The organism is Streptococcus cameli (assembly GCF_053207365.1).
On record NZ_JBRUIM010000001.1, the window covers coordinates 503,731 to 517,113 of the forward strand.

14 protein-coding genes are annotated in these 13,383 nt (G+C 40.2%); 8 read left to right on the plus strand and 6 right to left on the minus strand.

Going from position 1 to position 13,383, the window contains the following annotated elements:
• Positions 1 to 14: 14 nt before the first annotated feature.
• From ACVR1I_RS02610 to ACVR1I_RS02620, 3 genes are all read right to left on the minus strand, one after another.
• A complete protein-coding gene (locus tag ACVR1I_RS02610; RefSeq protein ID WP_447442491.1) occupies positions 15 to 488 on the minus strand; it encodes an aminoacyl-tRNA deacylase in 474 nt (157 codons plus the stop codon).
• Positions 485 to 1,327 (minus strand): DUF368 domain-containing protein, encoded by an 843-nt coding sequence (locus tag ACVR1I_RS02615; protein WP_447442492.1) that lies wholly within the window; start codon positions 1,325 to 1,327, stop codon positions 485 to 487. Before ACVR1I_RS02615 ends, ACVR1I_RS02610 begins: the two co-directional genes overlap by 4 nt.
• A gap of 89 nt (positions 1,328 to 1,416) precedes the next feature.
• Complete coding sequence (locus tag ACVR1I_RS02620) at positions 1,417 to 2,277, minus strand: glycoside hydrolase family 25 protein (RefSeq protein ID WP_447442997.1); 861 nt, start codon at positions 2,275 to 2,277, stop codon at positions 1,417 to 1,419.
• 119 nt (positions 2,278 to 2,396) lie between these two features.
• Here ACVR1I_RS02620 and ACVR1I_RS02625 point away from each other — a divergent pair, with 119 nt between their 5' ends.
• The 6 genes from ACVR1I_RS02625 to tuf all read left to right on the plus strand — a co-directional run bounded on the left by ACVR1I_RS02625 (position 2,397) and on the right by tuf (position 9,202).
• Positions 2,397 to 2,909: a hypothetical protein gene (locus ACVR1I_RS02625; protein ID WP_447442493.1), complete on the plus strand. Its 513-nt coding sequence runs from the start codon at positions 2,397 to 2,399 to the stop codon at positions 2,907 to 2,909.
• Positions 2,884 to 3,264, plus strand: a complete 381-nt coding sequence (locus ACVR1I_RS02630; protein WP_447442494.1) for a DUF4430 domain-containing protein — start codon at positions 2,884 to 2,886, stop codon at positions 3,262 to 3,264. The genes ACVR1I_RS02625 and ACVR1I_RS02630 overlap by 26 nt, the downstream gene beginning before the upstream one ends.
• Positions 3,265 to 3,377: 113 nt before the next feature.
• Positions 3,378 to 4,592: an FtsW/RodA/SpoVE family cell cycle protein gene (locus tag ACVR1I_RS02635; RefSeq protein ID WP_447442495.1), complete on the plus strand. Its 1,215-nt coding sequence runs from the start codon at positions 3,378 to 3,380 to the stop codon at positions 4,590 to 4,592.
• 126 nt (positions 4,593 to 4,718) lie between these two features.
• Positions 4,719 to 7,454, plus strand: coding sequence for a phosphoenolpyruvate carboxylase (ppc, locus tag ACVR1I_RS02640; protein ID WP_447442998.1), 2,736 nt, complete (start codon positions 4,719 to 4,721; stop codon positions 7,452 to 7,454).
• A gap of 186 nt (positions 7,455 to 7,640) precedes the next feature.
• Entirely contained in the window at positions 7,641 to 7,805 is a 165-nt protein-coding gene (locus tag ACVR1I_RS02645; RefSeq protein ID WP_447442496.1) for a hypothetical protein, read from the plus strand.
• 200 nt (positions 7,806 to 8,005) lie between these two features.
• Entirely contained in the window at positions 8,006 to 9,202 is a 1,197-nt protein-coding gene (gene tuf / locus ACVR1I_RS02650; protein WP_447442497.1) for an elongation factor Tu, read from the plus strand.
• A gap of 114 nt (positions 9,203 to 9,316) precedes the next feature.
• Here the strand turns inward: tuf and ACVR1I_RS02655 are convergent, their stop codons facing one another.
• Genes ACVR1I_RS02655 through ACVR1I_RS02665 form a run of 3 tightly spaced genes read right to left on the minus strand, consistent with a single transcriptional unit; the run spans position 9,317 to position 10,125 of the window.
• Positions 9,317 to 9,508, minus strand: coding sequence for a hypothetical protein (locus ACVR1I_RS02655; protein ID WP_447442498.1), 192 nt, complete (start codon positions 9,506 to 9,508; stop codon positions 9,317 to 9,319).
• A complete protein-coding gene (locus ACVR1I_RS02660; RefSeq protein ID WP_447442499.1) occupies positions 9,501 to 9,725 on the minus strand; it encodes a helix-turn-helix transcriptional regulator in 225 nt (74 codons plus the stop codon). The genes ACVR1I_RS02655 and ACVR1I_RS02660 overlap by 8 nt, the downstream gene beginning before the upstream one ends.
• Positions 9,718 to 10,125: a hypothetical protein gene (locus ACVR1I_RS02665; RefSeq protein WP_447442500.1), complete on the minus strand. Its 408-nt coding sequence runs from the start codon at positions 10,123 to 10,125 to the stop codon at positions 9,718 to 9,720. Before ACVR1I_RS02665 ends, ACVR1I_RS02660 begins: the two co-directional genes overlap by 8 nt.
• 133 nt (positions 10,126 to 10,258) lie before the next feature.
• On the opposite strand from ACVR1I_RS02665, the gene ldcB reads away from it, so the two are divergent.
• Both ldcB and tpiA read left to right on the plus strand, forming a co-directional pair.
• Positions 10,259 to 12,511, plus strand: a complete 2,253-nt coding sequence (ldcB, locus tag ACVR1I_RS02670; protein ID WP_447442501.1) for an LD-carboxypeptidase LdcB/DacB — start codon at positions 10,259 to 10,261, stop codon at positions 12,509 to 12,511.
• Between the two features lie 72 nt (positions 12,512 to 12,583).
• Complete coding sequence (gene tpiA, locus ACVR1I_RS02675) at positions 12,584 to 13,342, plus strand: triose-phosphate isomerase (RefSeq protein WP_447442502.1); 759 nt, start codon at positions 12,584 to 12,586, stop codon at positions 13,340 to 13,342.
• The last annotated feature ends 41 nt before the right edge of the window (positions 13,343 to 13,383 follow it).

Below are 13,383 nucleotides of genomic sequence, written 5' to 3' on the forward strand. Positions count from 1 at the left end.
ATGGATACGGGTTCTTATTGGCACAAATCGGCAAAACTAGCTTGGACAAAGTCAGCCAATAGTTGGCTATCGATGCGGATCGAACGGCCGATTTCTCCAGCTGAAACGATCAGTTGTCCTTTTTCAAGGGCAATTTGATCAATGAAAATTGGAAAGGCATGTCGCTGACGAATACCAACTGGGTTGTTGGCGCCATGTACGTAGCCAGTTGTTTTTTGCAAGTCCTTTTGTGGAATCATGCTGACTTTTTTGTTGCCAGAAACGGCAGCTAATTTTTTCTCGGATAGGTGTTCGGTAATCGGTACAATGCCGATTAGCGGACCTGTTTTATCGCCAATTAGTGCAAGGGTTTTGAAGATGTCCGCTTCTTGAATACCGTCTGGCAACCGTCCTTCAAAGGCATTGAGCGAAAGGGGTTCGTGTGGAATATTGGCCTTGTCCAAGATTTGGTCGACCAGGGTTTTCTTGAGCTTGTTTTTCTTACTCATTTGTATTTTTCCTCGAGTTTACTCATCCAAAGTCCCAACCAAATTCCTAAAACAAATAAAACAAGTGCTGCCAACCACGTTCCTACACCTGCACCAGTATAAGAGATGGATTCAGAGCTGCTTGGATTTGGCAAGAGAATCAGTAGGGTACTGGACAGAACAATTCCGATGATAAAGTGGTAGACTCGTGAATGGTATTTTTCAAGTGCTGCATCCATGGCTTTTGAAAAAAGCAATATCGCCAAAACTCCTCCGATTGCAATTGGCAAGAAAGTTCCGGTTAAATCCAGGGATTTAAAGCCTTTAAGCATTGGTGAGTAAAGCCCTAAAATCAAGAGCAGATTGGATGGGCTAAGACCTGGAACCAAGACACCGAGAGCGATTAAGGCACCTGCTAGGACAAAGCCTGTAAAACCAGCCGGGATAGTCCCGATGAGGTTGTTGAGGTTATATAGGAGGACGCCAGAAATAACAAAGGTGCCGATTAGCCAAGACCATTCTGCGAAATCACGTCCGCTTTTACGGGTCGATTCGGTCATCAGGCTTGGAATGGTTCCGACAATCGCACCTGCAAATCCCCAAAGAACCGGAACTTGAAATTTTTCCAATAAGAATTCGACCGGATAAGAAAAGAGAGCGATCCCTAAAATTCCACCGATACCAACAGGTAAGAAAAAGAGCACATTTTCAATGAAGTTTTGTCGGATATGGGCTAGGAAACGAATCATCCGTTCATAAATACCTAAGATAGCCGCCAAGACTCCTCCAGAGACGCCAGGCAGGATGAAGCCCAGTGCAATGATCATTCCTTTAATAATACGTGATACAAAAGATCCCATGAATTCCTCCAGTTTTTTAATCAGTCTATTATAGCACTTTTTTAGAAAAAGCGGGCAGAAAAAAAGCTCCATTTAAGGAGCTAAGTTTTTTATTCAGGATTTGTAAACAAGCGTTGATAAACTTCGTTTGGCTCTTTTAGAGTGGTAATGAGGTTCAAGTCAAGAGCGTGTTTAAAGCCGTTCAATCGACCTTGAGAAGTGTATTGGTGTAAATCGTAATCAATATCTGTATTGGGAGCAGCATTGTAATAACCGGAGTCTGTACCATAAGTTGGAATCCAGACGGAATCAAAGGCTGCCGTATCAATACTGTGTTCTGCCATGAAATAGGTTCCAATATAAATCCCGATTTTATGAGCACCCATATCTTCTAATTTTTTACGGAAGGCTTCAACACCAGCATTCATATCGTCCATTGTTTTTTCTTCTACATCTAACCAGTAGAAGGTCGGATTATAAGGTGCGGATGCTTTATAGAAACTAGTAGCTTCTTCTTCCATACTTTTGATGCTATTGCCGGTTACATAGGCATAAACAGCAACTGGAATCCCCCGTTTTTTGAATTCCTTGATATGGGTTTTATAGGATTTATCAAGGCCGTTTTTATCAGAAGCGTTGTTGTCTTTTGTGGTGTGTGAACCACTTTGAACACGGACAATAACACCAGATATATTTTTAGATAAGGTGTCATAATCGATGTCAGACGGTAGTTGCCAACCAGAGACATCAATTATGGGCTTCATTTCTAGAGCGTTTTCAATATAGTAGGGTTCAGATGAAGATGGGCTGGTACTGGTTTCTGAAACAGAGACACTTGATGTCACATTGGTATTCTCTATGGTTTTGATTTGCTGGTTTGATTCCAATGCCTTCGTTCGTGTCCATAAAATAGTGACAACAAAGAGGAAGAAAAAAGCAAATACAAAAATCGGTTTTAATTTCTTTCTTATCTTGTATATTTTACCTTTTCAATTCCAAAAAGTCAAAAAAATAGGTTAGTATGAACCGCTTGACAGACAACTTGAAATAAGATAGAGTTAACTGTGTAGAAAGAAGAAGGAGATGAGGAATGACCGCAAGGCGAATCAGTCGAATTGCCATCTTAGCAGCACTCTGTATTGTGCTGAGGGTAGCATTTGGTCCTTTTCCGAATATCAAACCCATTACAGCTTTCTTTTTAATTAGTCTTTTTTATATGAGTGCAGTAGATGCTTTTTTAATTATGGGAGTGACGATTTTTGGGAGTGGTTTGATTTTTGGATTTAGTATCGTTGTTCTATGGCAGATTCTTAGCTTTTTTGTCATCATGAGTATTTGGAGACTGCTTTTTGTTCCTTTTGTTGGAACTGGACGATTTTGGCTTCTCATTCAAAGTTTCTTTGCAACCTTGATAACCTTGTCCTATGGTTTTTGGATTAGTATTCCTCTCTCATTTCAGTTTTCAACAAATCTATTTGTTTTTTGGGTTAATGGCCTGAGTTTTGATCTGCTACATGCAGTGTCAACCGGTTTATTTTACCCCCTTATTGATTCTATTTTTAGGAGATTTTACCCACATGAAAAAATTATTTTTAGGCCTTAATACCTTAGTAGTTGCATTTTTATTAGTTGCTTGTCAATCAGCAGCATCTGTTGAAGAAAAGGAAGTTGATAGCAATGCGCTAACAGCGACTTTGACAGTGAAATTTGAGGATAAAACAGATACCAAAACAGTTCATTTTGAAAAGGATGATTCTGTCATGGATATCTTGGAAGAAAATTACGAAGTTGATGAAGACAATGGCATGGTCACAGCGATTGATGGTGTATCCCAAGATGTCTCAAAAAAGACCTATTGGATGTATGACATCAACGATGAGTTAGCGCCAAAAGGTGCAGAGGAAATGACAGTCGCTGAGGGTGACACAATCGTCTTTTATTTAGAGACATTTGAATAAAGTAAGAAAAGAATGGGGAACCGTTCTTTTTTTGTCAAAAATATTCTGACAATAAATGTGAAATTGTGGTATAATAGTAAAAATATTCTCGAAATGATAATCCAGGAGCAGAGATGAAAATTGATAAGCGCCATTTTTTAAATTATTCCATTTTTATTCCATATATCATGCTATCCATCATTGGCTTGATTATGGTTTATTCAACGACCAGTGCTAGCCAGGTTCAAAGTGGATTAAATCCCTTTGGTCTGGTGCGAAATCAAGCTCTATTTTGGGGTGTTAGTCTGGTTGTCATTTATATTTTGTATCGGATGCGACTGAGTTTTTTACGAAACAAAGGCTTCATCAAGTTGGTTGTTTTGGTTGAAATTGGACTCTTGATTGCTTCTCGTTTTTTTTCTCGTTATAATGGAGCTCATGGTTGGATTCGCTTTGGTAGGATAAGTTTACAACCTGCTGAATACTTGAAACTCATTATCATTTGGTACTTAGCTTATAAATTCTATGAAATGCAAAAAGAAGTCGCGGTTTATGATTATAGGGCTTTGATAAAAGGAAGGTGGCTTCCCAACCGTTTCAATGATTGGCGGATTGTTAGTTTGGTTTTTATCGGACTTGTTGCGACCCTACCTGATTTGGGAAATGCGACCATTATTGCACTTATTATTGTTATCATGGTAACTGTTAGTGGGATTGGCTACCGTTGGTTTTCGACCATTTTATTGGCCATTGTAACGGCATCGACAGTGCTTTTAGGCTCTATCCGTCTTATTGGTGTGGATGTTGTGACAAGGATTCCAGTATTTGGTTATGTTGCAAAGCGTTTTTCGGCCTTCTTTAATCCATTTGAAGATGCGACAAATGCAGGTTTGCAGTTGGCCAACTCTTACTATGCGATGAGCAATGGTGGGTGGTTTGGCCGTGGACTTGGGAACTCTATTGAAAAGAATGGCTATTTGCCAGAGGCCCATACCGATTTTGCCTTTTCAATTGCCATTGAAGAATTGGGATTTATTGGAGCTAGTCTGATATTAGCTATCTTATTTTTCTTAATCCTTCGCATTATTAATGTCGGTATGCGGGCTAAAGATGCCTTTAATGCCATGGTGGCCTTTGGTGTTGCTGGAATGTTATTGATTCAGACCTTTGTAAATATTGGCGGAATCTCTGGCTTGATTCCTGCAACAGGAGTGACTTTTCCCTTTCTATCACAAGGAGGGAGCAGTCTCTTGATTATTTCAGTTGGTATTGGGTTTGTCCTAAACATTGATGCCCATGAAAAACGCAAAAAGCTTGAAAGAGAAATTGAAGAAACCTTTTTCCATTAAAGAAAAAGCACTAACGAAAGGAGATTGCTAGTGGCAAAACAAACAATAGAAAATTATAATGCTAAAAATACGATAAAAGAGGAAATTACGATTTTGACAGACACCTTACAAGATGTTGCTCGTCAAATGATTCCGTCTGACATATTTGATAAAACGTTAGCCTTGGCCCACTTATCTACTCAAGATCATTACCAAGAATTACTGGATATTATTGGACAGATGACCAATGATGAATTGGCTGTTATTTCACGCTATTTTGCCATCTTGCCACTCTTAATCAATATTTCAGAGGACGTGGACTTAGCTTATGAAATCAACTACAACAACAATACCAACCAAGATTACTTAGGGAAAATTTCAACAACCATTGATATGGTATCGGTTCGTACAGATGCTTCAGAAATCTTGGAGAACTTGAATGTAGTGCCTGTTTTAACGGCTCATCCGACTCAAGTACAACGTAAAACAGTCTTGGAATTAACCAAAAAAATCCATGATTTACTCCGTAAATACCGAGATGTGAAGGCGGGAGTTGTCAATCGTGAAAAATGGCATGCAGATTTGAGACGATATGTTGAAATCATTATGCAAACGGATATTACGCGTGAGAAGAAGTTAAAGGTTAAAAATGAAATCACCAATGTCATGGAGTATTACAGCACTTCGCTTATTCCAGCTGTGACCAAACTAACTGCGACCTATAAACAATTAGCAGCCAAAAAAGGGTTAGTATTAACGAATCCTACTCCAATTACCATGGGTATGTGGATCGGTGGTGACCGCGATGGGAATCCATTTGTCACAGCTGAAACACTTCGTTTGTCTGCAACAATTCAGAGTGAAGTTATTGTCAACTACTACATTGAAAAAGTCTCTGAGCTTTACCAGACCTTCTCTCTGTCAACAACTTTGACAGGAATTAGTCCAGAAGTAGAACAGTTAGCAGAACTTTCTGAAGACCAATCGATTTATCGTGAAAACGAGCCGTATCGGAAAGCCTTTAGCTACATTTTGTCGAAACTGGTTCAAACCTTGATTGAACTCGGAACCCCTCAAGCAGAAACCAATATTTTAGACCACCTTACGGATGCGAAAGCCTTTGACAATATCAGTACCACAGAAAATAGTGCCAGCATTGTAGCTCGTTTCTTGCAAAATCGTTTGTCAACTGCTAGTACAGAAGCCAAGGAAACCATTCAAATGAGCTACCGTACTGCGCAGGAGTTTAAAAATGATTTGCTGATCATTCAACAATCCTTAGTAGAAAACGGTGGTCAAGCTCTATTAACAGGTGATTTCAATGAATTGCTTCAAGCGGTTGATGTATTTGGCTTCTATTTAGCCAGCATTGACATGCGTCAGGATTCGAGTATTCAAGAAGCCTGCGTGGCTGAATTGCTCAAGAGTGCCAATATTATCTCGGATTACTCAGCCTTATCTGAGGAAGAAAAATGCCGTATTCTGATACAACAACTGGAAAATGATCCTCGTCCTTTGTCTGCACCGCATTTGGAAAAATCAGCCTTATTGGAAAAAGAGTTGGCAATTTACCAGGTAGCGCGTGAGCTGAAAGACCGACTCGGCGATCAAGTAATCAAACAACATATTATCTCACATACAGAGAGTGTGTCGGATATGTTTGAGTTGGCCATTATGCTCAAAGAAGTTGGTTTGGTGACAAAAGACAAGGCCCGTGTCCAGATTGTACCACTGTTTGAAACCATTGAAGACTTGGAAAATTCGCGTGGGATCATGACAGAATACTTGAATTACGACCTAGTTAAGAAATGGTTGGCTACTAATGATTTCTACCAAGAAATCATGTTGGGCTATTCTGATTCGAATAAGGATGGGGGATATCTTGCTTCTGGCTGGACCCTCTACAAGGCTCAAAATGATTTGACGCGAATCGGAAGAGAAAACGGTGTTAAGATTACCTTCTTCCATGGTCGAGGTGGAACGGTTGGTCGAGGTGGAGGCCCATCTTATGATGCCATTACTTCTCAACCATTTGGCTCAATCAATGACCGCATTCGTGTAACGGAGCAAGGAGAAGTGATTGGGAATAAGTATGGGAATAAGGATGCTGCTTATTACAATTTGGAAATGCTAGTATCTGCAACCTTGGACCGCATGGTTACCCAGATGATTACAGATCCAGAAGAAATCGATGGATACCGTGAAACCATGAATGATATTGTGGATGATAGTTACCATATTTACCGTGAATTGGTTTTCCAAAACCCTCATTTTTACGACTATTTCTTTACGGCTAGTCCAATTCGTGAGGTTTCCAGTCTCAACATCGGCTCGCGTCCAGCTGCTCGTAAAACCATCACAGAGATCTCTGGCTTGCGTGCTATTCCTTGGGTATTTTCTTGGTCGCAAAACCGCGTGATGTTGCCAGGTTGGTATGGAGTAGGCTCTAGTTTCAAACGCTTCATTGATCAGGCACCTGAAAACTTAGAAAAACTAAAAACTATGTATGAAAACTGGCCGTTTTTCCGATCCCTCTTATCAAATGTAGACATGGTGTTATCCAAGTCCAATATGAATATTGCCTTTGAATATGCTAAAATGTGTGAAGATGAAGCAGTCAAATCGGTCTTTTATGCCATTTTAGATGAATGGCAATTGACCAAAAATATCATTTTGGCAATTGAACAAAATGACCATCTCTTGGCAGAATTGCCTGCATTAAAAGCCAGTCTAGATTACCGACTCCCTTATTTCAATGTCTTAAATTACATTCAGATTGAATTGATTAACCGTTTGCGTCGCGGTGAATTGAGTGCAGAACAAGAAAGCCTCATTCACATTACCATCAATGGTATCGCGACAGGATTACGGAATTCTGGTTAAGAATTCACAGATAAAAAACTTCGACAGTTGTTCGAAGTTTTTTTGCAAAACTGTAACCAAAGAAGGGATCAATCATTTAATAAGTAAAGAAAGGAAGTGATGGCAATTCAACTAGATGATTATGAAAAAGAATGGATAGCCTGGGTCAGTTAGAGATTGGGATTTACACAAAGACATCGAGTGGTTTTGTCGAAAAATGATAGCACTGATGAAGCAAGATTTGCTGAGGTTATTGTAACTGGATGGGCAGAATATGTTCAACAGTTGGAAAATGCAGAGTGGATTTTTGCTTTAATTATTGGCCAGAGTATATACATCAGGCCGTATCGTCAACTTGAAAAAGGAAACTAGAGTATCAGGCTATGGTCGTATAAAATGAAACGAGGACTGTACTTGTCCATTGACTGAAACTACTCTTTGGAGTCGATGGGTAGAAAAATAAGTAAAACACTTGCAATTTCGCCATAATTTGATAGAATAGTAAGGTAAAGTTAGACTGTAATGCCTACGGTCTATCTATAAAATATATTTTATTGGAGGCTTTCACTCAAATGGCAAAAGAAAAATTTGACCGTAGCAAACCACACGTAAACATTGGTACTATCGGTCACGTCGACCACGGTAAAACTACTTTGACTGCAGCGATCACAACTGTATTAGCACGTCGCTTGCCTTCATCAGTTAACCAACCTAAAGACTATGCGTCTATCGATGCTGCTCCAGAAGAACGCGAACGCGGTATCACTATCAACACTGCACACGTTGAGTACGAAACTGAGTCACGTCACTATGCGCATATCGATGCCCCAGGACACGCGGACTACGTTAAAAACATGATCACTGGTGCTGCCCAAATGGACGGTGCGATCCTTGTAGTTGCGTCAACTGATGGACCAATGCCACAAACTCGTGAGCACATCTTGCTTTCACGTCAGGTAGGTGTTAAACGTCTTATCGTCTTCATGAACAAAGTTGACCTTGTTGATGATGAAGAATTGCTTGAATTGGTTGAGATGGAAATCCGTGACCTCTTGTCAGAATACGACTTCCCAGGTGACGATCTTCCAGTTATCCAAGGTTCAGCTCTTAAAGCCCTTGAAGGTGACTCTAAATACGAAGACATCATCATGGAATTGATGAGCACTGTTGATGAGTACATCGAAGAGCCAGAACGCGATACTGACAAACCATTGCTTCTTCCAGTCGAGGACGTATTCTCAATCACTGGTCGTGGTACTGTTGCTTCAGGACGTATCGACCGTGGTACTGTTCGTGTCAACGACGAAATCGAAATCGTTGGTATCAAAGAAGAGAAGAAAAAAGCAGTTGTTACTGGTGTTGAAATGTTCCGTAAACAACTTGACGAAGGTCTTGCCGGCGATAACGTAGGTATCCTTCTTCGTGGTGTACAACGTGACGAAATCGAACGTGGACAAGTTATCTCTAAACCAGGTTCAATCAACCCACACACTAAATTCAAAGGTGAAGTTTATATCCTTTCTAAAGAAGAAGGTGGACGTCACACTCCATTCTTCGACAACTACCGTCCACAGTTCTACTTCCGTACAACTGACGTTACTGGTTCAATCAAATTGCCAGCAGGTACTGAAATGGTAATGCCTGGTGATAACGTTACTATCGACGTTGAATTGATCCACCCAATCGCCGTTGAACAAGGTACTACTTTCTCTATCCGTGAAGGTGGACGTACTGTTGGTTCAGGTATGGTTACAGAAATCGAAGCTTAATTCGATTGCGTTCCCAATTTAACAATTATAAAGTCAGACAACTTTAAATTGGAGTCTCCTACCATTGGTAGGAGACTTTTTTGTGTATAAAAAAAGTCTGTCAGATAGACAGACTTACAACAAGCGAGAGGGGCTTTTGATATAAGAACGAAGGATCGTACCACAATTTTTACAAATTTCATGGTAGATTAGTTCTTGTTTGAGAGGGAATTTCTTATCTGCCCGAGTAACTGCTCCGTAAACAGTACTTTTGCAGATTATGGTATCGGTTTGATGGCATTCTTGACAGTTTCTTGATTCAGCCATCGTTTGCAGCTACCTCCTTCTTTAATTGAAAAATGTCTTCGATAGACACTTGAAAAACAGCTGCAATCTTAAGAGCCATTTCCAGTGAGGGGTTGTAGCGGTCGTTTTCAAGATGGACAATGGTTTCTCTGCGGACGCCAATTAGTTGAGCCAGTTCTTGCTGGCTCATTTTGTGCTTTTTCCGAACGGCTTTTAACTGATTGATGATATTAGGCATAGGGATACCCCTCTTTTTCCAAACTGAAAAAGACCAGATCAAATAAAAAAATCAATGCGGCAAGAACAATAAAAATCAGACCGGCAGATAGTGTCAATTTCTGATAAAAAAGGATAAAAATACCCAATGCTAGAAGGAATAGGATTATCATCGCTAAGACTATACTGGCAGCTTTGAGAAGATTCTGAAAGAAACGCTCGTCTGGCCTTTCACCAGATTTTCTCAGAGCAAAATAGACGAGTCCGCTAGTCACAAAGATAAAACCAAAGCCAAGGATACTGTATTTTTCGATGTTATTTGGTAAGAGTAGCCAAAGCCCTATTACATAGAATTCGAGTGCAAAACCAAGTGTCAGTCCGTAGAGTTTGACACTGAGATCAAAAGGTTGATGATGTTTCATAGCCCCTCCTTTTAGTTAGAAATAAGTAACTTTATTTGTTATAAATATATCACTTAACAATCTCATTGTCAACCAGTTTTTGATTGAATGGGAACGCTTCATTTGCTATAATAAGTGAGAAAAGGAGCAAAATATGAAAAAAATCATTTCAAAAACACAGACAACTTTGCTGCTATTTACATTACTAATTGCCAGCTTACCAACTGCTTTTTTAGCAGAAGAAAATATGACAACGACCTCCTCTTCTGTGATCGATGGAACAAGTACGAGTAGTAGTATGGTAAGAGAAGAGCCAGCTGACAATAGTTCTTCATCTCTAGTTGAACCAAGAGATAGTACAAGTCTAAGCACAGAACCGACTGTACAGGTAGGTCTGTCTGATACCAATACAGTGGCTGAAGAGCCCATTGAATCATCTGTGGGACTCGAAGAAGAGACTAAGACCAGAGAACAAACACAAAATGAATCAATTCGTGCAGTTTATCGTCTCTTTCATCCAATTTTTAGTGTACACCTCTATACCATGGATACGAATGAATACTCGATTCTAGCAACCAAGGGCTGGAGACAAGAAGGATTGGCTTGGCACTCTTCGGAACATCAGGGGGAGATTGTCTACCGTCTCTATAATCCGACCTTAAGTACCCATTTGTATACAAAGAATTTAAACGAATACAATACCTTAACACACCATGGTTGGAGACAAGAAGGCAAAGCCTTTTATTCATTTGGTGAAGTTCCGATTTATCGGCTTTACAATCCTTATTTAAGAAGACATCTCTACACAAAGAATACAAAGGAATATGCTAGTCTGGTGCATCATGGTTGGAGACAAGAAGGAATTTCTTTTTATTCTGTATCAGATAACACTGGTCAGAACCCTGCGCTTCCCAAAGAAAATCCGATTGAGGTAAAAGGCGATATTGAGCTTGTTTCTGAGAAAACAGGAGAACTAACTGTTTCAGTAAAGAATGTTTATAGCTCGTCCCCCATCAAACAGGTAAAAATGGCTGTCTGGTCCAAAGAGGCTGGGCAAGATGATAAGAAGTGGTACGATTTACAACCACAAGAAAATGGCCAATACCAGTTAACCGTTTTGGCCAAAGAGCATGCCAATTCGTATGGCAAGTACCAATTTATTCTTTACTATGTTGTTGAATCAGGGGAAATGTATGGTGTTCAGTCATTCCAGACCGATATGAGGGCTCCAAAGAGTACTGGTCAGATCCATATTGAACGATATGATGACCAAAAAGGAACTTTTGATATTGTAGTGACGGGGGTCTCAGCTCCTCAAGAAATCACCTCTATTCTCATTCCAGTTTGGTCAGATGTAAATGGTCAGGACGATTTGAACTGGTATACTGCTCAGAAAAGTTCAGATGGGAAGTACAGAGTTTCTGTTCAAGCTCAGAATCACAAATACAGTATCGGCGATTACCATATTCACCTCTATTACAAGTTAGCCAACGGGGAGCAACCGATGATAGCTGCCACAAAACAGTTTGTTTCCATCAAGCAGACAAAGCCAGAGGGAAAAATCCAGATCCAACAAGTCGATCACAATAGAGGCAGTTTTGATGTGGTGGTCTCTCAGTTATATGTTCCAACTGGAATTAGCAAAATCGAAGTGCCAGTTTGGTCTGATAAGGGTGGACAAGATGATATTCGGTGGTATACTGCTACACGCAGATCTGATGGGACATATCATTTGACAGTGAAGATTGCAGATCATGGTTACCAAGCAGGCAAATACCATATCCATGCTTATGTGACACCTCTTAACCAATCACGCCTTGGCATTGGTGCAACAAGTGTCGATATTCACTACAAGGGGCCACAATACAATGGCAATTATTATAGCGTACAGGGAAAATATGGGGAAATCCCAATCGTCAATAAAAAATATGCTGTCAATCGACAGTATGCTCCTGGAGAAAATCCAAGTGCTAAAGCAGCATTTAACAGGTTGACAAATCAAATGAGAACGCTAGGCTTTGGCATTTCCTATTCCTATAGTGGCTTTAGAAGTTATGAAACACAGAATCGACTTTACTGGAATTATGTGAATCTTCATGGTCAAGTAGCGGCAGATCGTTTTTCTGCTCGTCCTGGACACAGTGAGCACCAAACAGGATTAGCATTTGATGTGATTGGCACAGGAGGAGGATTGTTATCCCAACCCAATGCCGTGGCGTGGCTAGCTAGCCATGCTCATGAATATGGTTTTATTGTACGTTACCAAGCAGGAAAAGAACACATTACGGGCTACATGGCAGAGGCTTGGCACATCCGTTACATTGGAAATGAAGCGACAGAAATTTACAGATCCGGTCTCTCGTTAGAAGAATACCTTGGTGTTGAGGGTGGAGATTACCGACGCTAGATTTTGCCTTTCCTAATTCGCTGACTTATGCTATAATAGACTCTGTAAAATAAAAAAGAAGAGGTATGTGAAATGTCACGTAAACCAATTATTGCCGGAAACTGGAAAATGAATAAGACAGCTAAAGAAGCTCGTGATTTTATTGGAGCAGTTGCCAATGCTATTCCATCAAATGATGTTGTAGAAACTGTTATTGGTGCACCAGCGATTTTCCTTGAAGGAATGAAAAAAGGTGTTAAAATGACTAAGTCTGAATTAAAAGTTGCAGCACAAAACTGCTATTTTGAAGATTTTGGTGCCTACACTGGTGAAAACAGCCCAGCAACCATTGCTGCTTTAGGTGTAGAATATGTTATTATCGGTCACTCTGAGCGTCGTGACTACTTCCATGAAACAGACGAAGACATCAATAAAAAAGCGCATGCTATTTTCAAGAATGGCATGACTCCAATCATCTGTTGTGGTGAGTCTCTTGAAACTTATGAAGCTGGTAAAGCAGAAGAGTTTGTAGGAGCTCAAGTATCTGCAGCATTGAAAGGGTTGACAGCAGAGCAAGTAGCATCATCTGTACTTGCTTACGAGCCAATCTGGGCGATCGGTACTGGTAAATCAGCTACTCAAGACGATGCACAAAAAATGTGTAAAGCCGTTCGTGACGTTGTTGCTGCTGACTTTGGTCAAGAAGTTGCAGACAAAGTTCGTGTACAATACGGTGGTTCTGTGAAACCTGAAAACATTGCAGAATACATGGCTTGTCCAGATGTTGACGGTGCTCTTGTAGGTGGAGCTTCCTTGGAAGCAGAAAGCTTCTTGGCATTGTTGAAGTTTTAAGCATGTTAAGATAAGTAGTAGTCAAAGAAAAAACTTCTAAC